The organism is Mesorhizobium sp. PL10, from assembly GCF_053714315.1.
Genome location: NZ_JBSKBR010000001.1, coordinates 73447 through 93607, shown reverse-complemented (window position 1 = coordinate 93607; position 20161 = coordinate 73447). Strand labels below are relative to the sequence as shown.

The following is a 20161-nucleotide window of genomic DNA, read 5'->3' as shown; positions in this document are numbered from 1 at the left end:
CTGCCTCGCCGAGCTTTCAGCCCATGTCGCACCCACGACGGTTACGACATGAGACGGAGCTCAGTGCAAGGTCTCTTCCTCGAGATCCGGCGCCTGCCACATCTTTTCAAGATTGTAGAATTCGCGGACTTCGGGGCGGAAGACATGGACGATGATGTCGCCTGAATCGATCAGGACCCAGTCGGCGCCGGACAGCCCCTCGACGCGCGCCATGCCGAGTCCGGCATCCTTGAGCGCCTTGAGGAGATGGTCGGCGACAGCCGAGACATGACGGTGCGATCGGCCCGATGCGACGACCATGTAGTCGCCGAGGCTCGATTTCCCCTGAATGTCGATTGAGACAATATTTTCGGCCTTGGAGTCTTCCAGACTGGCAAGGACTGTCTTGATGGCGCGGGACACGGCGTCGTCTACGCTGATCCCGGCCGGCGAAGGCACGATGTCGGCCTTCTTCCGCAGTGCTGTTCTCAGTGTATTTCCTTTCGCAGCAAGAACAACCAAATCACCCATGAAATCAGGTGACACCCCATAGATAGGCAGAGTTCCGTTGCAGTTTCAAGACGCGCGTCCTGCCAGCGCGAACGTGGCGCCTACCTTGCGGTTCCGCCGGGCTTCAAAAAAATCGGAACCCATGGCGTCCGCAGGGGTTATCGACACTCCCCCAACCGGATTTTCCTGATGCCTATCGACCCCCAAAACACGCTTCTCACCGTGCAGGCAGGGCTTGCGCAACTCAGCACGCTGATTGTCTCCTATTCCTTTTCCGCCATCGGCGCCATCATCCTGCTGGTGGTCGGCTACGTCGTGGCCGGCCTTGCCGAACGTTCGATCTTTGCCGGGCTCGGCCACATCCATGGCTTCGACGCGACGCTGCGCCATTTCTTTTCGAAGATCGTGCGCTACGCCATCCTGATCCTGGTCGTCATCATGGTGCTCGGCCAGTTCGGCGTGCAGACGGCCTCGATCATCGCCGCCATCGGCGCGATTGGTCTCGCCATCGGACTGGCGCTGCAAGGCACGCTGCAGAACATCGCCGCCGGCATCATGCTTCTTGCGCTCAGGCCATTTCGCATCGGCGAATATGTCGAGGTCGGCGCCATCGCCGGCACCATCGAGGAGATCGGCCTGTTCGCCACCAGTCTGAGGACCGTCGAAGGCGTCTATGTGCTGGCGCCCAATTCCACCCTGTGGAACCAGCCCGTCCGTAACTTCACCCGCAATGGCGTGCGCCGCGCCGACATCACGCTGACCATCGGCTCGTGGAACGACATAGATCTCGCCCAGAAAACCATGCTCGGCGTCGCCAGTGGCGAGCGTCGCGTGAGGCGCGAGCCGGCGCCGATCGCCTTCGTCGCCACGGTCGGCGATGCCAGCGTCGCCATCACCTTGCGCTATTGGACGTCAGCGGCGGATTTCTTCGCCACCCAGATCGATGTTACCAAACGCGTCAAGCAGGCCTTCGACGCCGAGGCCATCTCGGTTCCGGCACCGCCGCCGGAGGCCCGACAGGAGGCATCCGCCACCCGACAGTAGGTCTGTGGAACTGTTCCTTTCCTTCAGCAATTCCCAAGGGAAAGCGCTACGCTTTTTCCGGGAAAACCGCTTCACACTTTTCCTGGAATTGTTTTAGCGCTGCTCTCCCGGGGCGTAAGCGAGCTCTACCGGCAACGGCGCCTGTGCCGACATCGGCGCGAAACTGCCGGTCTCCGTGGCGGGGACGGCGCGCGTCGTCGCCACCCGCCACAGCACGAACAGGCAAAAGACGGTGGCGATGACGATGGCCACATAGATGAAGGCCTGCGTTCCATAGACGGCCGACAGGGCCGTCACGATGCCCGGCACGATGAAACCCGACAGCGACCAGGCAAACAGCAGCGAACTCGACAGCGCCACCATGTCGTCCTTGCCGGCGCGGTCGGCGGCATGTGCGCTGGCCAGCGAATAGATCGATTCCGACGCGCCGTCCCAGATCACATAGATCACCACCAGCACTGCCAGCGCGCCGCCATCGAAGCCGATGGCCAGCAAGCCGGCGACGATGGCGAGTGCTGCAGCACCTGCGAGCACGTAGCGGCGGTCGGTACGGTCAGAGATCCAGCCGAGCGGTATTTGGAGGATCAGCGTGCCGACCGGCATGGCCGAGAGCAGCAGCGCCACATCGGCCTGGCTGTAGCCCTTGGCCGTGGCGTGGATCGGCGCGAATCCCGAGATCGCCATCGATAGGCCACCAACCGCAAGCATGCCGGCCACCCCCACTGGCGAAATCCGCCAGGCGCGGCCGAGCGCCACGGACGCGGCCTGCGGCGGTGGCGGCTGGGCGAGCCGCGTCATGCCGACCGGCAGGATCGACAGCGCGGTGAAGGCAATGCCGATCAGCGGCGCTTCGGCCGTCGCGATATCGACCGCCGCCAGCAGGGCATAGCCGACGCCGAGGCCGGCGACATAAGCGACGTAGAACACCGCCATCACCCGGCCTCTGATAGCGTTGGCGACGGCATCGTTGAGCCAGCTCTGGGCAACGATGAACAGGCCGCAAATGGCAAAGCCGTAAAGCGCACGCGCCGCAATCCACAACAGCGGATAGGTGCCGGCGCCGATGGCGGCGTTGGACAGCGCAATCAGCGCCGACAGCACCATGAAGGCGCGAGCATGCCCGACCCTTCTGACGAGAGGTCCGGTCAGGATGCAGCCGGCAAGGCCGCCGGCCGACAGACCGGTGATGATCAGCCCGGCCCAGGTCGGATCGAAACGCTCGACGCCGAGCCGAACCGGGATATAGGCAAACATCAGCCCGTTGCCGACCGCAATCAGCGCCATCGACACGACAACGCTGGCAATGGCGATCACCGGCGCCGGCGGGGCGCCGTGCTGCGGGTCGATGCCGGTTTGGTTTGCTGGGGTGGCCATGTCGGGGCAGGATCGCCTACGCGACAATGAAAGGCCGCCGCAAAAGCGACATCGGCCGGTCTTCCCTTCTCCCCCTGTGGGAGAAGGTGGATCGGCGCGAAGCGCCGAGACGGATGAGGGGTGTTCCAGCGGAGTGAAGCGTTAAAAGACTGAGAAATTCCAAGCGCTAAATTTTTGAGCGCGGCGACCCTTCCACCACCCCTCATCCGACCTCGCTTCGCGAGGCCACCTTCTCCCACAAGGGGAGAAGGGGAGCCAACGCCCTACCCCTTCGCCTGCCTGCGAATAGCGCTGGACGACAGCGACGACCGCGGGCCGTGAATAAAAGTCCAGGCCGGCGCTTTCATGCGGGCAAGCCTGGGCGCGTCGCCCTCGTCGACGCGGGCATAATCGAAGGTCTTGGCAACGACTGAGGACAGGAAAGACAGGGTCGCGCCCGGACGGTCGATGACGGCGATCGGGAAGGTCATGACGATCTGGCGCCAGCGCTGCCAGCGGTGGAAATCGCGAAGTGAGTCGGCGCCCATGATCCACACGAAATCGACACCCGGATTGCGCGCCTTGACCAGCGCCAGCGTGTCGGCGGTGAAGCGGATATGGTGCGCCGCCTCGAAGGCAGTGACCTTGATCTTGGGGTTCTTGGCGATCTGCTCCGACTGAAGCAGCCGGTCGGCGAGCGGCGCCAATTCCCTGGTGCTCTTCAGCGGATTGCCCGGCGTCACCATCCACCATAGCTGGTCAAGCGCCAGACGCCTGAGCGCGATTTCGGCCACCAGCGCATGGCCCGCATGCGGCGGGTTGAACGAGCCGCCGAACAGGCCGACGGCGAGGCCCTTTTCGGCGTGCGGCATGCGGAGATAGGGCGAGGGGATGGCAGGCGCCGACGTGGATAGCATCGCGCTAGGCACTCCCCTCTGTCCTGTCGGACATCTCCCCCGCGGGGGGGGAGATTGGCAGTTCCATCGATAACGCGCTTCTTCCCACGCCGGAGATTGGCGAAAGCCGTAAAGACATCTGATCTCCCCCCTTGCGGGGGAGATGTCCGGCAGGACAGAGGGGTGTGCCTGGATGCAAGCTTCAGGCCTTGTGAACAACCGGCTTCAAGGCCTCACCTGTCCCGATCCGCGCACGCGGTATTTGAACGAGGTCAGCTGCTCAACGCCGACCGGGCCGCGCGCGTGCATCCTGCCGGTGGCGATGCCGATCTCGGCGCCCATGCCGAACTCGCCGCCATCGGCGAACTGGGTCGAGGCATTGTGCAGGAGAATCGCCGAATCGATCTCGTTGAAGAAGCGCTCGACCGCTTGTGGATCCTCGGCGATGATCGCCTCGGTGTGGTGCGAGGAGAACGTTTCGATATGGTCGATAGCGCCGGCAATCCCGTCGACCAGCTTCACCGCGATGATGGCGTCGAGATATTCGGTCACCCAGTCGGCGTCCGTCGCCGGCTTGGCGTCGACGAACAGCTTCATTACTTCGAGATCGGCATGGATCTCGCAGCCGGCCGCACGCAGCGCGTCGAGGATTGGGACGAGATGCGTTGATGCCACCGCACGATCGACCAGCAACGTCTCGGCGGCGCCGCAGACACCCGTGCGGCGCATCTTGGCGTTGACGGCGATCTTCACCGCCATGTCGAGATCGGCCGAGCGGTCGATATAGAGATGGCAGATCCCCTCTAGATGGGCAAAGACCGGCACCCGCGCCTCGCTCTGCACCCGACCGACCAGGCTTTTGCCGCCGCGCGGAATGATGACGTCGAGATTGCCGGAGAGCCCCTTCAGCATTTCGCCGACAGCGGCACGATCGGTGGTCGGCACCAACTGGATGGCGTCTTCCGGCAGGTCGGCGGCCTTCAGCCCTTCGACCAGGCAGGCATGGATGGCAGCGGATGAATTGAGCGAATCCGAACCGCCGCGCAAAATCACCGGATTGCCGGCCTTGAGGCAGAGCGCGCCGGCATCCGCCGTCACGTTCGGCCGGCTCTCATAGATGACGCCGGCAACGCCGAGCGGCGTGCGCACGCGCTCGATATGCAGGCCGTTGGGGCGATCCCAGGCGGCGATGACATCGCCGACCGGATCCTTGAGTGCGGCGATTTCACGGATGCCATCCGCCATGGCGCGAATGCGCGCTGGGTCGAGCTTCAGCCGGTCCATGAAGGAACCGGAGAGCCCTGATTCGTGGCCATTCGATACGTCGATGGCGTTGGCTTGGAGGATTTCAGCTTCGCGACGAACAATCGCATCCGCCATGGCCAGCAGCGCGGCGTTCTTCGCAGCCGTGGTAGCGATGGCCAGCGGTCGAGCGGCAGTGCGGGCGCGATGGCCGATATCGGTCATCAAACTGGCTACATCTTCGCCTTGGTGTTTTTTCAGCATCTGACCGCTCCGGTGAAGCTTGGTGGATTTACACGCGGCTGGCCTTCGCGGCAATGGCCGCAAGGCTGAGGGGGCAGAATGAACAGAGCCATAATCCTGGTTGCGCTCGGAGCGATGCTCTTGCCGACAGGCGTTCGCGCCGCCGATTATTGCGACGACAAGATCGAACCCGGCGAGAGCCCCGACGGCAAGGCCCTGATGATGTACAGCTTGATGGTGCAGCTCGCGCTTGCCGAACGCTATTGCGGCGCGCCGCCAACATCGCTTTCCCAAATCAGCATCGTTGTCGAGGAATTCCACGGATGTGGGCCGCGAGCGCGGCTTGAGGCCGAACTCGAGAAAAGAGCGAAGGAGGAAAAGGCAGCGAAGATAGTGACGACCGACACGCTCATCCGCGATGCCGTCGTTGGAGACGATAAGGATGTTCCCCAAGCCGAAGTAGATCGGCGAGCCAAGGCTGGCATCGAAGCCGAGATGGGAGGCTGCAGCGAGCTGCTGAAAACTCAGCGCGACGTTCAGGAGAGGTACCGCAATCCACCCAAATGGCCTCCTGAACACAAGAACTAGTGCCTGTAGTCACGAGGTTGCACCTCAGTCCGCAGCGCTGCTCACCACCAGATCGTCTCTGTGGATCATTGCCGAACGCGCCTCGTAGCCGAGCACGGTTTCGATCTCGGCGGTCTTCAGGCCTGCGATCCTGACAGCATCGGCGGCATCGTAGGCAACCAGCCCGCGCGCGATCTCGCGGCCTTCGGGCGAGAGGATGGCCACCGTGTCGCCGCGCGAGAAATTGCCGCTGACCAGCCTGACGCCGGCCGGCAGCAGCGATTTGCCCGACAGCAACGCACCGATGGCGCCGGCATCGACGGTGAGCCGCCCGGCCGGTTCGAGCTGGCCGGCGATCCAGGTCTTGTAGCCCTTCACCGGATTGGCGCTCGGCTTGAAGAAGGTGGCGCGTTCGCCGCGTTCGATCGCCATCAGCGGCGACAGCCTGGTGCCCGAGGTGATGATCATGGCGGTGCCGGCGGCCGTGGCAATCTTGCCGGCATCGAGCTTGGTGCGCATGCCGCCGCGCGACAGTTCGGAAGCAGCGGCCCCCGCCATCGCCTCGATATCGGGCGTGATGCGGTCGACCACCGGAATGAATTTTGCTTGCGGATCGCGAGCCGGCGGGGCGGTGTAGAGCCCGTCAATGTCGGAGAGCAGGACCAGCAGATCGGCGCCCATCATCGTCGCCACCCGTGCCGCCAGCCGGTCATTGTCGCCATAGCGGATTTCGGAGGTCGCCACCGTGTCGTTCTCGTTGATGACCGGCACCGCCTTCATCTTGAGCAGCGTCGAGATCGTGGCGCGGGCATTGAGGTAGCGGCGGCGCTCTTCGGTATCGCCGAGCGTCAGCAGGATCTGGCCCGACTTCAACGCGCCCTTGCCCAGCGCATCCGACCACGCGCCGGCCAGCGCGATCTGCCCGACAGCCGCTGCCGCCTGGCTTTCCTCAAGCTTCAGCGCCCGCTTGCCGAGCCCCAGAATGGTGCGGCCGAGCGCAATGGCGCCGGACGACACGACGAGAATCTCGGCGCCGCCATTGGCCAGCACCGCAATGTCGTCGGCAAGCGACGCCAGCCAGTCGCGCTTCAGCCCGCTGGTGCGGTCGACAAGCAAGGCCGAGCCGATCTTGACCGTGATGCGCCGGTATTTTGTCAGCGACTGCGCCGTCATCGTTATGAATTCCAGCGGGTCTCGACGGGGGCCGTAGCCCTGTCGCGCGCTTCGCCAACCACCGCCATCAGCGCGCGCAGCACCGCTTCGACGCCTTCGCCGGTGACGGCCGACAACAGCATCGGCGCGCGGCCGGCGGCGCGTTTCAGCGAAGCAACCTTCTTCTTGCGCTCATCGGCGTCAAGGATGTCGACCTGGCTGAGCGCCACGATCTCGACCTTATCGGTCAGGCCGTTGCCGTACGCTTCGAGCTCGGCGCGCACGGTCTTGTAGGCCTTGCCCGGGTTCTCTTCCTGCGCCGAGACCAGGTGCAAAAGCACCCGCGTGCGCTCGACATGGCCGAGGAAACGGTCGCCGATGCCGACGCCCTCATGCGCGCCTTCGATCAGGCCCGGAATGTCGGCGATTACGAATTCGCGCGCGTCGATGCGGGCAACGCCGAGGCCGGGATGCAGCGTGGTGAAGGGATAGTCGGCGATCTTCGGCTTGGCCGCGGTCACCGCCGCCAGGAAGGTCGACTTGCCGGCATTGGGCAGGCCGACGAGGCCGGCATCCGCAATCAGCTTCAGCCGCAGCCAGACGTTCATCTCTTCGCCGGGCAGGCCGGGATTGGCGCGCCGCGGCGCCTGGTTGGTCGAGGTCTTGAAATGCTGGTTGCCGAAACCGCCATTGCCGCCCTTGGCGAGCAAATAGCGCTGGCCGACCACGGTCAGGTCGCAGATCAGCGTCTCATTATCCTCGGCAAACACCTGGGTTCCCGCCGGCACTTTCAGCGTCACGTCGGCGCCCTTGGCCCCGGTCATGTTGCGGCCCATGCCGTGAACGCCGGTCTTGGCCTTGAAATGCTGCTGGTAGCGATAGTCGATCAGCGTGTTCAGCCCGTTGACGGCTTCCAGCCATACATCGCCGCCGCGGCCGCCGTCGCCGCCATCCGGGCCGCCGAACTCGATGAACTTTTCGCGCCGGAACGACACCGACCCGGCGCCGCCGTCACCGGAGCGGATATAGACCTTGGCTTGATCGAGAAATTTCATTGGACTACGCAGTTTCTGCCGTTGGCCTTGCGGCTTTGCTCTACCCTTGCGCCTTGCTCTAAACCAAGGCGGACCGAAGGGCGAGGCCGATTTGCGACTAAAGCGCCTGATGCCCTTTTGCCGGGGACGCAGTAGCTGTGTTCGCGGGACGGAGCGTGAGGGGGGCGGGAATGAAGGTTGTCACCTATAACATCCAGTACGGCATCGGGCTCGATGGCCGATACGATCTTGGCCGCGTCACCGACGCGGTGCGCGGCGCCGACGTGATTGCGCTGCAGGAAGTGACCCGCAACAACCCGAGGAACGGCAACCGCGACATGGTGACCGAGATCGGCGAAGCGCTGCCTGAGTATTTTGCCGCCTATGGCAGCAATTTCGAAGTCAATGTCGGTTCGCGCCTGGAGGAAGGCCGCGCCATCACCACAACCTTCCAGCTCGGCAACATGGTGCTGTCGAAGACGCCCATCCAACTGTCGCGCAATCTGCTTTTGCCGCGCAGCCGCAGCCTGGAGGCGATGAACTTCCAGCGCGGTGCGCTCGAGGCGCTGATCGAGACCCCGCTCGGCTTCGTGCGCTTCTATTCCACCCACCTCGACCATCGCAGTCCGGTTGAGCGCGCCAGCCAGATCCGTTTTCTGCGCCAGCGCCTGTTGAACTATGCCCTCGAGGGCGGCGGTCTCTCCGGCATTCCCGAGATCGGCCTGCCTGACCTGCCCTATCCCGAAGCCTTCATCGTCATGGGCGACTTCAACATGCTGCCCGGCTCCTCGGAGTATGTCGAACTCGTCGGCCGTCCGGACCACGAGTTCGGCATGCCGCTGACCGCCGATCTCGCCGTAGATGTCGCCCAGCGCCTCGATGCATCGGATCTCGTCACCTGGGTCGACCCCAACCGGCCCGAGGACACAGGCCGCCACAAACGCATCGACTACATCTTCACCTCAGCCTCGCTCGCCGGCTCGCTGAAGCGCCTGTGGGTCGACCAGAAAGCGGTGGGTTCCGACCATTTGCCCGTCTGGGTCGAGATGGGCTGAGCCACGACTTCGCGGACCTTCTGGCCTCGCGGCACGCGCCTAGGTGGGTCGAGATTCAGGTCAGGCCGCGTCGAGAATGGTGGCTTCTGAGAACCGGAGCGGAGCGTACTCAAGTACGTGAGCACCGGAAGCGCAAGAAGCCGTCATTCGCAGACCGGCCTCACCTGAATATCGACCCACCTAAAAGTGGACCCAGTTGCGGAGGCTAATCCACGTCTTGCGATCCAGCCTGTACCGCTCGACAGGCACCTGGCCGGCGACGATCGAGTTGAGCATGCCCTGGCCGGCATACTGGAAGCCACACTTGTGGATGACCCGGCGCGAGGCCGGATTGATGACCCTGGTCGAGGCCTGCAGCACCTGCGTCGAGGTCCGCTGGAACGCGAGGTCGACCAGCGCATGCGCGGCCTCCGTCGCATAGCCGCGCTTCCAGTAGGGCTCGCCGATCCAGTAGCCGAGTTCCAGCCCACGATCGGTCATGTTGAGCCCGGCGCAGCCGACGAACGTGTCGGTGCCGGCCAGCGTCAGCGCATAGGCAATGCCTGCCCGGCGCGACCGCGTCATGGCCAGGAAGGCGCGCGCCTCGGCCTCGCCATAGGGATGCGGCATGCGGGCCAGCATTTCGGCGACATGACGGTTGTCGGCAAGCTCGACCAGTTGCGCGATATCGGCTTCGCAGGGCGCCCGCATCACCAGCCGCTCCGTGGCCAGCGTCGGGCAGTCTATCGCGTAACTTTCGTCTTCGGTGTCTTCCGCTTCGGCAACCATTTTAAGTCCTCCAGGCAAGAAAAAAGGGGAGATGGAAAACCCATCTCCCCTGATCCTTTTCCTGGCTTTGCCAAACCTTTTGGCTTCCAGACACCGGTTCCCGAGATGGGCGCCGGTTTTATAGTGCGGAACCGGCTACTCCGCGGCTTTGGTAATCGGATTGACCGATACATAGGTTCGGCCGTTGGCTTTTTTGTTGAAGGTGACTGCGCCGGTCTCAAGCGCAAAAAGGGTGTGGTCCGTGCCCATGCCGACATTGACGCCGGGATGCCAGGTGGTGCCGCGTTGACGGATGATGATGTTGCCCGGGATGACGGCTTCGCCGCCGAACTTCTTCACGCCCAGACGCTTGGAATGCGAGTCGCGACCGTTGCGCGACGAGCCGCCAGCTTTCTTGTGTGCCATCTAACTAACTCCGATGCGCCCTGGGGCGCTTGAATGGTCTTATGAACGCGTTCGCGTTCCGTTTCAAGTCTCTACCGGCGACCTTGTCGCCGGCTCGCTTTACTTCTTCGCCAGTTCCTTGGCCTGCTCGCGCCAGTCCTTGATCTGGTCGGCGCTGAAGGGCATGTGCTCGTCGATCTTGGCGACATCCTTGTCGGTCAGCTTGGCCAGCTGCGCGAAGGTGATGATGCCCTGTTCGGCCAGATCCTTGGCGGCGACCGGGCCGATGCCCTTGATCACGGTCAGATCGTCCGGCTCGCCCTTCGGCGCCTTGAACAACGGCGCAGCGACAGCGGTCTCAGCCTTGGCTTCCGCCTTCGGGGCAGCCTCAGCCTTGGCTTCCTTCTTGGCCTTGGCTTCCTTCGGCGCGGCCTCGGTCTTCGCCTCGGCAGCGACTTCAGCCTTTGCCTCAGCCTTTGCTTCCGGCTTGGCGGCGGCCTTCTTGGAAGGCTTGGCGCCACCCAGCAGGATCTCGGCGATCCGCACGGTGGTCAGAAGCTGGCGGTGGCCGATCTTGCGGCGCGAATTCTGCCGGCGGCGCTTCTTGAAAGCGATGACGGTGCGGTTCTTGCCCTGCTCGACGACTTCCGCCGTGACCAGAGCGCCATCGACGAACGGGGCGCCGAAGGTGACATTCTCGCCCTCGCCATGCGCGAGAACACTGCCGATTTCGACGATATCGCCGACATTGGCTTCGAGTTTTTCGATCTTCAGGAGATCGTTGGCGGCAACGCGATACTGCTTACCGCCCGTTTTAATGACTGCGAACATTTTTTGCCTTTCGCTGTTCGGTCGGCCTTGATGAACCGCCTTACGCGGTTCGGCCGTCTTTTTGTCAGTCTGCGGGTTCAAAAAACAAGCGGCGCGGAAGAACCCTCCACGCCGATTGCGCGCTTCCCCTAACCGAAGGTTCGGGTGAAGTCAAGGCAAACGGCCGGATTCCTTAGTCATGCTGGCTGCTTGTCGCGCCCGATCCCTGCGGTCGAAGGCTGGTCGGCCTCGCCTGTCGACGCGGCCGCAAACACAGCTCTCCCGGCAGAGCCCCCACAGGAAGCTGAATTTCCCCGCGGATTTGGCCTTGTAACCTGCCCGCCCAGCCGTTATCTAGTGCGCCGCGCCGGCAACGGCCGACCATGACCGCGGAGAGGTGGCAGAGTGGTCGAATGCACCGCACTCGAAATGCGGCATGGGTGCAAGCCCATCGGGGGTTCGAATCCCTCCCTCTCCGCCATTGATCTCCCATAAGATATTGTTTTAACTATATTTCTTTTACCGCTGCAGGGTTTACTTGCACCATCCCTTGCACCTCTGGCGAGCGGTTGAGCCTATATCCACGTGAGCTTAGCGCTTTTGGAACCCGCCTTCAGAAAGGAACGCATGGCTGCTGTCGGCAGGAATTGCGTCGTGCTCTCATGGAACAACAAAGTGCTTGCCGATTGACCTGCCTAAGCTGCTAAACCAGCCGGGAGGGTGATTTGAACCTGGGGGCGTTGTGGCGGTCAAGAAGTCAGAAATCTACAGTCGCATTTGGCAGGGATGCGACGTGTTGCGGGGCAGTATGGATGCCCCCTCCTACAAGGACTATGTGCTGTCGCTGCTGTTTGTCCGATATGTCTCTGATAAGTACGCCGGAAAACCCTTCGGCGACATCACAGTCCCGTCGGGTTCCAGTTTCGCTGATTTGGTGGCGCTTAAGGGTAAGTCGGACATCGGCGACCAGATCAACAAAAACATCATCGGGCCGCTGGCGAAGGCCAACAAGCTTGGCGGCTTCCCGGACTTCAATGAGGATAGCAAGCTCGGCAAGGGCAAGGAGAAAGCGGAACGCCTGACCAATCTCATTGCTGTCTTTGAAGACCCGGCACTGAATTTTTCGCGCAACCGCGCCGATGGCGACGATATCTTAGGTGACGCGTATGAGTACCTGATGCGCCACTTCGCGACCGAGAGTGGCAAGTCGAAAGGCCAGTTCTACACACCAGCCGAGGTAAGCCGCGTCATAGCGCAAATTCTCGGCATACGAAATTCGAATACAACAGCGCAGACGACGATCTACGATCCCACCTGCGGCTCGGGCTCACTACTGATCAGAGTAGCCGATGAGGCTGGCGTGAAGGTCTCCCTCTATGGGCAGGAAAAGGATGGCAGCACCGCCGGCCTCGCTCAGATGAACCTGATCCTGCATGGTTATGCGGGTGCAGTGATCCACCCCGGCCAAAGCACGCTCGCCGCCCCATTCTTCAAAGAGGACGAAGCGCTCAAAACCTTCGACTACGTCGTCGCCAATCCGCCGTTCAGTGACAAGCGCTGGAGCACGGGCATGGACCCGAACGAGCTGCGGCCAACAACGGTCGTGGGTATCGAAAGTCCTGACACAATCAACTTTCACCGCTTCGACGGCTTTGGAGTTCCCCCGCCGAAGCAGGGCGATTTCGCCTATTTACTCCACATCATCAAATCGCTGAAGTCGACAGGCAAAGCTGCTTGCATCCTACCGCATGGTGTACTGTTTCGAGGCAACGCGGAAGCCCAGATCAGGAAGAACCTAGTCCAGCGTGGGCTGATCAGGGCGATTGTCGCTTTGCCAGCAAACCTGTTTTACGGCACTAGCATTCCCGCTTGCATCATCCTTATCGATAAAGGGAATGCTGGCGCGCGGCGTGGCACCTTTATGGTCGATGCGAGCAGAGGCTTTATGAAGGACGGGCCGAAGAACAGGCTTCGCGAGATGGACATCCATCGGATCGTCGATGTGGTTAGGCGTGGCGAAAACGTGCCGAAGTACGCCCGAATGGTCGGCTACGACATCATCGAGAAGAACGAGTTCAACCTCAATCTGCCGCGATATATTGATAGCCAACCGCCAGAGGACCGCCATGACATAGCGGCGCATCTGAAGGGCGGCGTTCCGGAGCGGGATGTTGAGGCGCTTCAAGCGTATTGGGCTGTCTGCCAGAGCCTCAAAGACACACTCTTCAAGCCTAATCGGCCCGGATATGTCGATCTTGCAGTGAAGCCGGAGGCCATCCGTACAGCGATCCATGAGCACCCGGAATTTGGTGCCTTCACAGAGGGCCTGAGCACGCATTTCTCGGCATGGCGCGCGCAACAAACTGGCACACTTAAAGGCCTCACGCGCGGGTTCCATCCGAAGGGTCTGATCGTCGATCTTGCTGAAGGACTGCTCAAGCACTATGAGCGCCGCCCACTCCTCGACGCCTATGACATCTATCAGCACCTCATGGATTATTGGGACGAGGTGATGCAGGACGATGCCTATCTCATCGCCGCCGATGGCTGGAAGGCGGAAACAACGCGCGTGATCGACCCGAAGACCAAGAAGGACAAAGGCTGGATCTGCGACCTAGTTCCTAAGGCGTTGGTCATTGGGAGATATTTCGCCAAGGAACGGAATGAGATCGAGGCACTGCAGGCGAAGGCGGAGGAAATCGCCATGCATCTCGCTGCTCTGGAGGAGGAGCACGGAGGTGAGGATGGCCTCTATTCGGAGCTGCTTGACGAGGATGGCGTCTTCTCCGCCACCCCCGCAATTGTGAAGGCGCGGCTGAAGGAGATCAAGAGTGACAAGGGAGCTACGCAGGAGGCCAAAGTGCTCAATGACTGGCTCGCGCTGTCGGAGGCAGAGAGGGAGAGTAAGCGTTGGGCCAAGGGACTGGAGGATGAACTGGACGACAAGGTTTATGCCGTCTATCCGAAGCTCTCGGAGGCCGACGTCACTACGCTGGTGGTAGAGGACAAATGGCTGGCAACCCTCCAAGCAAGCATAGATGGGGAGACGGCCCGTGTGGCGCAGGCCCTGACAAAGCGGGTCAAGCAGCTATCAGATCGCTATGGTACGACGCTGCCAGCGTTGGCGGGTCGCGTGGCGGAGCTAGAAGGTGCCTTGGCGGGGCATCTTGAGAAGATGGGGCACACGTGAGTTCCGTCCGGGCTGGCTATAAGCTGACGGAAGTCGGCGTGATACCGCAGGATTGGGAGGTCCGATGTCTCGAACAAGTGTGTCAAGTGAAGGGAGGGAAACGCCTTCCACAAGGACGGTCCTTAGTGCAGGACATCACACCTTATCCTTACGTTCGCGTGTCGGACATGAAAGACGGCACCGTAAACACCGAAGCAATTCAATATGTTCCGGTTGATGTTTTTCCGGTGATTAAACGATATACGATTTCGAGCAGCGATCTCTATATTAGCGTCGCAGGCACGCTTGGCCTAGTCGGGCGCATTCCGAGTTCGTTGGATGGCGCCAACCTAACTGAAAATGCAGACAAACTGACCGATATAACTTGTAATCGGGACCTTCTTTTTTACTGCATTCAGACGGATCGAATACAGTCAGAGATTGAGAGTAAGCGCACAGTAGGTGCGCAACCTAAGCTTGCTATTCAAGAGATCCAAGGTTTTCAGGTTGCGCTTCCAACTGACCCAATTGAACAACAGGCTATTGCCGAGGCGCTGGGAACTGCAGATGCGCTGATCAATGCGCTGGAAGCGCTGATCGACAAGAAGCGCGATATCAAGCAGGGTGCGATGCAGAAATTGCTGACGGGATCGCAGCGGCTGCCGGGTTTTCAGAAGAAATGGACCAGAGAGCCTTTGTCAGCCGTTTGCACTAAAATCCAAGACGGAACTCATTTCTCGCCCAAAGTCGGCGGTGGCGACTTCCTCTATATCACTTCGAGGAACATCGGGGCCGGAAAGCTCAATCTTTCCGAAGTAGAGACGGTTAGTGCGGCCGAGCATCTAAAAATTTATGCGAGATGTGACACTCGTTCTGGTGATTTGCTAATTACCAAAGATGGTGCTAGCACTGGCAATGCTGCAATGAATACTATTGATGAGCCGATAAGCCTGCTTTCAAGTGTAGCCTTTTTGAGATTTTCTCCAAAGCACTGCGCGGAGTATTTCTTATATCAACTCCTGTCGGAGCACGGGCAAAACCAAATCAAGGGGCAGATGAGTGGCAATGCCATCACTCGTATTACGCTTAAAAAGATTAAAGCGTTGCTCTTCGATGTCCCAACCATTGAGGAACAAATAGCCATTGCGGCTGCACTTTCAGACATGGACGCTGGGATCGCAGCCTTGGAGTGCAAACTCGCCAAGGCGCGTGATGTGAAGCAAGGAATGATGCAGTCCCTGCTGACCGGGGAGATTAGGCTAATATGAAAAGCTATTACCGCATCATGCTGGGCAGGAAGAGCGCCTTCGCAGCTGAATGCTTCGCGGGCGGTTTCATCGGTGCTGATTTCGGGATCAATGAAGACCTCTCCAAAAAGCTCCCCGACGAATGGCGCGCCTTCAACAAGACATTTATTCCCGTCTATCTTGCAGGTCATCCCGGCAAGTCCAAGGTGACAGCGGGGCTTGCCTGCGGGGCGCTCTGGACCATCGGCAAGGGTATCGACGCTGGCGATATCGTTCTCTGCCCGGATGGAGCGGGTTCCTATCGCGCCGGCGAGGTGACGGGAGGATATTACTACGCGCCCGGTGGAAATCTGCCTCATCGCCGCAAGGTGAATTGGCTCGACATCGCAATCGAACGCGCCGCGATGAGCGAAGCTTTGCAAAGCTCCACTGGTTCCATCGGCACCGTGTCCAACGTTTCAGTCCATGGCCCAGAGATCGAGACCTTTCTGAAGATCGCCCCGCCACCCCTCGCGATCATCTCAGCAGACCCGACCATCGAGGACCCCGTCGCGTTCGCGATGGAGAAGCATCTGGAAGCGTTCCTCGTCGTCAACTGGGACCAGACCGAACTCGCCAAAACCTTTGCCATCTTCGAGGAGGATGGCGAAAAGGTCGGCCAGCAGTATGAAACCGACGCCGGACCAATCGACATCCTGGCCATCAGCAAAGACAGGAAGCGCCTGCTCGTCGTGGAATTGAAGCGCGGGCGCGCGAGTGACGTCGTGGTCGGCCAAGTGCTGCGCTACATGGGCTACGTGAAGGAACAGATCGCAGAGCTCAACCAGACCGTCGAAGGCGCAATCATCGCCTTGGAGGATGACAAAAAACTGCGTTGGGCACTGGCCGTTGTGCCGAACGTCTCGTTCTACCGCTACGAGATCCGCTTCAAGCTGGTGAAAGCGTGATCGGCGAACCGGAACGGACCACGCAAGACCGCGTGATTGCGCTATTTCGAGAGCGCCTCGGCTGGCGTTATCTCGGCGACTGGTCGGAGCGCGCCAACTCTAACATTGAGGAGGAGTTGCTTGGCCGCAACCTAAAGGCGCGAGGCTATTCCGACGCGCAGGTTTCCGCTGCAGGCGAGCGGCTTCGTCGGGAGGCCGGGAACCCGACGCGGAGCCTCTACCAAAACAACAAGGAGGTTCACGGGCTGCTGCGCTACGGTGTTTCCGCCAGAACCGAGGCGGGCAAATTCTCGGAGACCATCCACCTCATCGACTGGGAGATGCCGGAACGCAATGACTTCGCCATCGCGGAAGAGGTAACGCTTCTAGGCGGATATACGCGCCGTCCGGATATCGTGATGTACATCAATGGCATCGCCATCGGCATGCTGGAGCTGAAAAACAGTCGCACTGATATCGCCAAGGGCATCCGCCAAAGCATCTCAAACCAATCGCCTGAATTCAACGCGTGGTTCTTTGCGACAATTCAATTCGTCTTCGCCGGAAATGACAGCCAAGGCCTTCGGTATGGCACCATCGGTACGCCCGAAAAGCTGTTCCTGACGTGGAAAGAAGATGAGGCAGACGACACCGACCTGAAGCTCGACAAGTACCTGCTTAAGATATGCGAAAAGCGCCGCTCCCTAGAGCTGATCCGCGACTTCGTGCTGTTCGACGGGGGGATCAAGAAGTTGCCCCGTGTCCACCAGTACTTTGGGATCAAGGCAGCTCAGGAACGCGTCGCGCGCCGCGAGGGCGGGATCATCTGGCACACGCAAGGCTCGGGCAAAAGCATCGTCATGGTGTTGCTCGCCCGCTGGGTGTTGCAGACCAACCCCAACGCCCGCGTGATCATCGTTACCGACCGCGACGAACTGGACGGCCAAATAGAGACAGGATTTGCTGCGACCGGCGAGAACATCAGGCGTACTAAGAGCGGGGCCGATCTGATGGCACTTCTGAGCGGCGCGCCAACGCCCCGGCTCATATGTTCGCTGGTACAGAAATTCGGCCAGCGCGACGTCGGCAACTTCGATCGCTTTGTCCGCGAACTGGAAGCCAAGCCCGCCCAGACCATCGGCGAGCTTTTCGTCTTTGTAGACGAAGCGCACCGGACGCAGAGTGGCAGGCTCAACCGCATCATGAAAGCCATGATGCCGGGCGCGGTCTTCATAGGTTTCACAGGCACGCCGCTGCTAAAGCAGGACAAAGCAACCAGTCTTGAGGTCTTCGGCAGCTACATCCATACGTACAAGTATAGTGAGGCGGTAGAGGACGGCGTTGTCCTTGACCTCGTTTATGAGGCCCGAGACGTCGATCAACTGCTCGGCAGCCAGGACAAGATCGACGCGTGGTTCGATGCGAAAACGAAGGGCCTGAACGACTGGCAGAAAGACGAGTTGCGCAAGCAATGGGGCACAATGCAGCGCGTTCTCAGCTCGCGCTCGCGCATGGAGCGCATCGTCAGCGACATTGTTTTTGATTTTGGGGTGAAGCCCCGGCTTAGCAATGATCGTGGCACCGCCATGCTGGTCGCCCGAAGCATCTTCGAAGCGTGCAAGTTCTACGCGCTCTTCAGCAAGACCCAGTTCAGGGGACACTGCGCCGTCATAACTTCATACAACCCTCAAGCTGCCGATATCACTCTTGAAGACACCGGCGCGGCCAGTGAGACCGACAAGCAATTCATTTACAACCTCTATCAGGACGTTCTGAAAAACGTTCCCGTTCAGCCCGGGATGACTAGGACCGAAGTTTACGAGGAACAGGCTAAGCAGCTCTTCAAGAAAGAGCCGGCGACGATGAAACTCGTAATCGTTGTCGACAAGCTGCTCACCGGGTTTGATGCGCCAAGCTGTACCTACCTCTACATCGACAAGTCAATGCAAGATCATGGTCTGTTTCAGGCGATCTGCCGCACCAACCGGCTCGACGGGGAGGACAAGCAATTCGGCTACATCGTCGACTACATGGACTTGTTCAAGAAGGTGGAGGGCGCGATCAAGGTTTATTCTTCCGAGCTCGACCACGCCACAGGAAGTGTAGATCCGGAGGTCATACTTCAGGACCGCCTCACAAAGGGTCGTCAGCGGTTGGACGAGGCACTAGAGGCCATCTACCTGATCTGTGAGCCGGTTCCTCCGCCACGTAATGACGACGCCTTTCGCCGCTATTTCTGCGGCAATACCGAGATTGCCACCGACCTGCAGGAGCGTGAGGCCCTGCGTGCGACTTTCTACAAAGCCTGCGCCGGACTGGTGCGCGCCTTTGCCAACATGGCCGATAATCTCGATATGGCGGGTTACTCGGCTACCGAAGTCGATGCGATCAAACGTCAGATAGCCGACTATCTGAAGCTGCGCGACATGATCCGAAATGCCAGTGGCGAGACATTGGACCTGAGGGCCTACGAGGCCGACATGCGGCATCTGATCGACACCTATATCGAGGCGAAGGAGCCACGGAAGATCTCGCCCTTCGATGATATGCCGCTGCTTGAGATCATTGCAACGCTTGGGATCGAAGGGACAATCGACACGCTGCCGGGTAGCCTCAAGGGCAACAAGGACGCCGTCGCGGAAACCATCGAGAACAACGTGCGAGCAAAGATCATCAAGGAGCGGCTAACCGACCCGGCGTTCTACGACAAGATGTCGACGCTGCTCGACGAGATCATTGCGGCACGCAAGGCGCATGCGCTTTCCTATGAGGAGTACTTGAAACAGATCGCCCGGTTGGTGGGCACCCTCAACGCTGGTCAGGAAGGCGGCCGTCCCGCAGCAATCCAGACCGAGGGACAGAAAGCCCTTTACAACAACCTTGCCAAAGACGCTGGGCTCGCTGTGAGGATCGACGCCAAAATCAAGCAGGTCCGTCAGGCAGACTGGAGGGGCGTACGTGCCCGTGAGCAGGAGATCAAGGCCGCGATATATGAGATCGTGCAGGATGAGGCCGAAACCGAGCGCTTGTTCGCCATCATTTATCATCAAAGGGAATATTGATGGAGACGGTGCTCGACCTAGGCGAGCTAACCGTGGATGTTGTCCGCAAGGACATCAAGAATATGCATTTGAGCGTACATCCACCGACAGGCCGGGTGCGGATCGCCGCGCCGGATCGGGCCAGCCTTGACACCATTCGCGCCTTCGCCGTCGCGCATCTCGTCTGGATCAGGCGTAACCAGCGCAAAATCAACATGCAGGAGCGAGAGCCACCACGCGAATATGTTGACCGTGAAAGCCATTTTGTGTGGGGGGAACGTTTTCTGCTGAACGTGGTCGAGCGCGAAGGGGCGGCTGCTGTCTCGCCCCGACATCGCACGCTGGTCCTGCAAGTACGCGCTGGCGCAACTGTCGCCGAAAAGCAGCGCGTCGTGGATGGTTGGTATAGAGATGAGCTACGTCGTGCGGCTGGGCCTCTCATTGCCAAGTGGGAAAACCACCTCAAAGTCGCGGCTCGACAACTGTTTATACAGCGCATGAAAACCAGATGGGGGAGTTGCAACCCTCTTACGGGCAATATCCGCCTGAATACCGAATTGGCGAAAAAGCCTCCTGAGTGCCTCGAATATATTATCCTTCATGAGCTGGCCCATCTTCTTCAGTCGACCCATACGCCGGCATTTTACGGCATCTTGGACGAGGCGATGCCTCATTGGCGGGAAGTCCGCCGGCGCTTGAACATGCTGCCGCTGGCCAATATCTAAGCCTCTCGAAAGTAGG

General features: G+C 60.5%; 17 protein-coding genes and 1 tRNA gene. 9 read left to right on the top strand and 9 right to left on the bottom strand.

Annotation, left to right across the window (positions count from 1 at the left end):
• Positions 1 to 60: 60 nt before the first annotated feature.
• Positions 61 to 438 (bottom strand): ribosome silencing factor, encoded by a 378-nt coding sequence (gene rsfS / locus ACWGTO_RS00440; protein WP_454572924.1) that lies wholly within the window; start codon positions 436 to 438, stop codon positions 61 to 63.
• Positions 439 to 678: 240 nt separating this feature from the next.
• On the opposite strand from rsfS, the gene ACWGTO_RS00435 reads away from it, so the two are divergent.
• Complete coding sequence (locus tag ACWGTO_RS00435; protein WP_454572923.1) at positions 679 to 1533, top strand: mechanosensitive ion channel family protein; 855 nt, start codon at positions 679 to 681, stop codon at positions 1531 to 1533.
• 93 nt (positions 1534 to 1626) lie between these two features.
• Here the strand turns inward: ACWGTO_RS00435 and ACWGTO_RS00430 are convergent, their stop codons facing one another.
• The 3 genes from ACWGTO_RS00430 to ACWGTO_RS00420 form a co-directional block, all read right to left on the bottom strand.
• Positions 1627 to 2907, bottom strand: a complete 1281-nt coding sequence (locus ACWGTO_RS00430) for an MFS transporter (RefSeq protein ID WP_454572922.1) — start codon at positions 2905 to 2907, stop codon at positions 1627 to 1629.
• 263 nt (positions 2908 to 3170) lie between these two features.
• Positions 3171 to 3803 carry a nicotinate-nucleotide adenylyltransferase gene (locus ACWGTO_RS00425; RefSeq protein WP_454572921.1) on the bottom strand — a complete coding sequence of 211 codons (633 nt, stop codon included), beginning with the start codon at positions 3801 to 3803 and terminating at the stop codon, positions 3171 to 3173.
• 204 nt (positions 3804 to 4007) lie between these two features.
• Positions 4008 to 5288: a glutamate-5-semialdehyde dehydrogenase gene (locus ACWGTO_RS00420; protein ID WP_454572920.1), complete on the bottom strand. Its 1281-nt coding sequence runs from the start codon at positions 5286 to 5288 to the stop codon at positions 4008 to 4010.
• A gap of 78 nt (positions 5289 to 5366) precedes the next feature.
• Here ACWGTO_RS00420 and ACWGTO_RS00415 point away from each other — a divergent pair, with 78 nt between their 5' ends.
• Positions 5367 to 5855 (top strand): hypothetical protein, encoded by a 489-nt coding sequence (locus ACWGTO_RS00415; RefSeq protein WP_454572919.1) that lies wholly within the window; start codon positions 5367 to 5369, stop codon positions 5853 to 5855.
• A gap of 24 nt (positions 5856 to 5879) precedes the next feature.
• Here the strand turns inward: ACWGTO_RS00415 and proB are convergent, their stop codons facing one another.
• Together proB and obgE are read right to left on the bottom strand one after the other, a co-directional pair.
• Positions 5880 to 7007 (bottom strand): glutamate 5-kinase, encoded by a 1128-nt coding sequence (gene proB / locus ACWGTO_RS00410; protein ID WP_454572918.1) that lies wholly within the window; start codon positions 7005 to 7007, stop codon positions 5880 to 5882.
• 2 nt (positions 7008 to 7009) lie between these two features.
• Positions 7010 to 8041: a GTPase ObgE gene (gene obgE, locus ACWGTO_RS00405; protein ID WP_454572917.1), complete on the bottom strand. Its 1032-nt coding sequence runs from the start codon at positions 8039 to 8041 to the stop codon at positions 7010 to 7012.
• 170 nt (positions 8042 to 8211) lie between these two features.
• Here obgE and ACWGTO_RS00400 point away from each other — a divergent pair, with 170 nt between their 5' ends.
• Positions 8212 to 9075 carry an endonuclease/exonuclease/phosphatase family protein gene (locus ACWGTO_RS00400; RefSeq protein ID WP_454572916.1) on the top strand — a complete coding sequence of 288 codons (864 nt, stop codon included), beginning with the start codon at positions 8212 to 8214 and terminating at the stop codon, positions 9073 to 9075.
• Positions 9076 to 9255: 180 nt separating this feature from the next.
• On the opposite strand, the gene ACWGTO_RS00395 is transcribed toward ACWGTO_RS00400, so the two are convergent.
• The 3 genes from ACWGTO_RS00395 to ACWGTO_RS00385 all read right to left on the bottom strand — a co-directional run bounded on the left by ACWGTO_RS00395 (position 9256) and on the right by ACWGTO_RS00385 (position 11058).
• Complete coding sequence (locus tag ACWGTO_RS00395) at positions 9256 to 9843, bottom strand: GNAT family N-acetyltransferase (protein WP_454572915.1); 588 nt, start codon at positions 9841 to 9843, stop codon at positions 9256 to 9258.
• Positions 9844 to 9978: 135 nt separating this feature from the next.
• The gene (gene rpmA / locus ACWGTO_RS00390) at positions 9979 to 10248 is read right to left on the bottom strand and encodes a 50S ribosomal protein L27 (protein ID WP_015315190.1); all 270 of its coding nucleotides are present in this window, start codon (positions 10246 to 10248) and stop codon (positions 9979 to 9981) included.
• Positions 10249 to 10347: 99 nt separating this feature from the next.
• The gene (locus ACWGTO_RS00385; protein WP_454572914.1) at positions 10348 to 11058 is read right to left on the bottom strand and encodes a 50S ribosomal protein L21; all 711 of its coding nucleotides are present in this window, start codon (positions 11056 to 11058) and stop codon (positions 10348 to 10350) included.
• 370 nt (positions 11059 to 11428) lie between these two features.
• On the opposite strand from ACWGTO_RS00385, the gene ACWGTO_RS00380 reads away from it, so the two are divergent.
• The 6 genes from ACWGTO_RS00380 (at position 11429) to ACWGTO_RS00355 (ending at position 20145) form a co-directional block, all read left to right on the top strand.
• Positions 11429 to 11518, top strand: a tRNA-Ser gene (locus ACWGTO_RS00380).
• A gap of 261 nt (positions 11519 to 11779) precedes the next feature.
• On the top strand, positions 11780 to 14227 hold the full coding sequence (locus tag ACWGTO_RS00375) for an N-6 DNA methylase (RefSeq protein WP_454572913.1): 2448 nt from the start codon (positions 11780 to 11782) through the stop codon (positions 14225 to 14227).
• A complete protein-coding gene (locus ACWGTO_RS00370) occupies positions 14224 to 15474 on the top strand; it encodes a restriction endonuclease subunit S (protein ID WP_454572912.1) in 1251 nt (416 codons plus the stop codon). The genes ACWGTO_RS00375 and ACWGTO_RS00370 overlap by 4 nt, the downstream gene beginning before the upstream one ends.
• Positions 15471 to 16400 carry an endonuclease NucS domain-containing protein gene (locus tag ACWGTO_RS00365; RefSeq protein WP_454572911.1) on the top strand — a complete coding sequence of 310 codons (930 nt, stop codon included), beginning with the start codon at positions 15471 to 15473 and terminating at the stop codon, positions 16398 to 16400. Before ACWGTO_RS00370 ends, ACWGTO_RS00365 begins: the two co-directional genes overlap by 4 nt.
• The gene (locus ACWGTO_RS00360) at positions 16397 to 19441 is read left to right on the top strand and encodes a type I restriction endonuclease subunit R (protein WP_454572910.1); all 3045 of its coding nucleotides are present in this window, start codon (positions 16397 to 16399) and stop codon (positions 19439 to 19441) included. Before ACWGTO_RS00365 ends, ACWGTO_RS00360 begins: the two co-directional genes overlap by 4 nt.
• Positions 19441 to 20145 (top strand): M48 family metallopeptidase, encoded by a 705-nt coding sequence (locus tag ACWGTO_RS00355; RefSeq protein WP_454572909.1) that lies wholly within the window; start codon positions 19441 to 19443, stop codon positions 20143 to 20145. The genes ACWGTO_RS00360 and ACWGTO_RS00355 overlap by 1 nt, the downstream gene beginning before the upstream one ends.
• Positions 20146 to 20161 lie beyond the last annotated feature (16 nt).

Bases quoted from the DNA above. Each gene is read 5' to 3' on its own strand.
- ACWGTO_RS00435 (WP_454572923.1), top strand. From the start codon at position 679: ATGCCTATCGACCCCCAAAACACGCTTCTCACCGTGCAGGCAGGGCTT.
- ACWGTO_RS00430 (WP_454572922.1), bottom strand. From the start codon at position 2,907: ATGGCCACCCCAGCAAACCAAACCGGCATCGACCCGCAGCACGGCGCC.
- ACWGTO_RS00425 (WP_454572921.1), bottom strand. From the start codon at position 3,803: ATGCTATCCACGTCGGCGCCTGCCATCCCCTCGCCCTATCTCCGCATG.
- ACWGTO_RS00420 (WP_454572920.1), bottom strand. From the start codon at position 5,288: ATGCTGAAAAAACACCAAGGCGAAGATGTAGCCAGTTTGATGACCGAT.
- ACWGTO_RS00415 (WP_454572919.1), top strand. From the start codon at position 5,367: ATGAACAGAGCCATAATCCTGGTTGCGCTCGGAGCGATGCTCTTGCCG.
- proB (WP_454572918.1), bottom strand. From the start codon at position 7,007: ATGACGGCGCAGTCGCTGACAAAATACCGGCGCATCACGGTCAAGATC.
- obgE (WP_454572917.1), bottom strand. From the start codon at position 8,041: ATGAAATTTCTCGATCAAGCCAAGGTCTATATCCGCTCCGGTGACGGC.
- ACWGTO_RS00400 (WP_454572916.1), top strand. From the start codon at position 8,212: ATGAAGGTTGTCACCTATAACATCCAGTACGGCATCGGGCTCGATGGC.
- ACWGTO_RS00395 (WP_454572915.1), bottom strand. From the start codon at position 9,843: ATGGTTGCCGAAGCGGAAGACACCGAAGACGAAAGTTACGCGATAGAC.
- rpmA (WP_015315190.1), bottom strand. From the start codon at position 10,248: ATGGCACACAAGAAAGCTGGCGGCTCGTCGCGCAACGGTCGCGACTCG.
- ACWGTO_RS00385 (WP_454572914.1), bottom strand. From the start codon at position 11,058: ATGTTCGCAGTCATTAAAACGGGCGGTAAGCAGTATCGCGTTGCCGCC.
- ACWGTO_RS00365 (WP_454572911.1), top strand. From the start codon at position 15,471: ATGAAAAGCTATTACCGCATCATGCTGGGCAGGAAGAGCGCCTTCGCA.
- ACWGTO_RS00355 (WP_454572909.1), top strand. From the start codon at position 19,441: ATGGAGACGGTGCTCGACCTAGGCGAGCTAACCGTGGATGTTGTCCGC.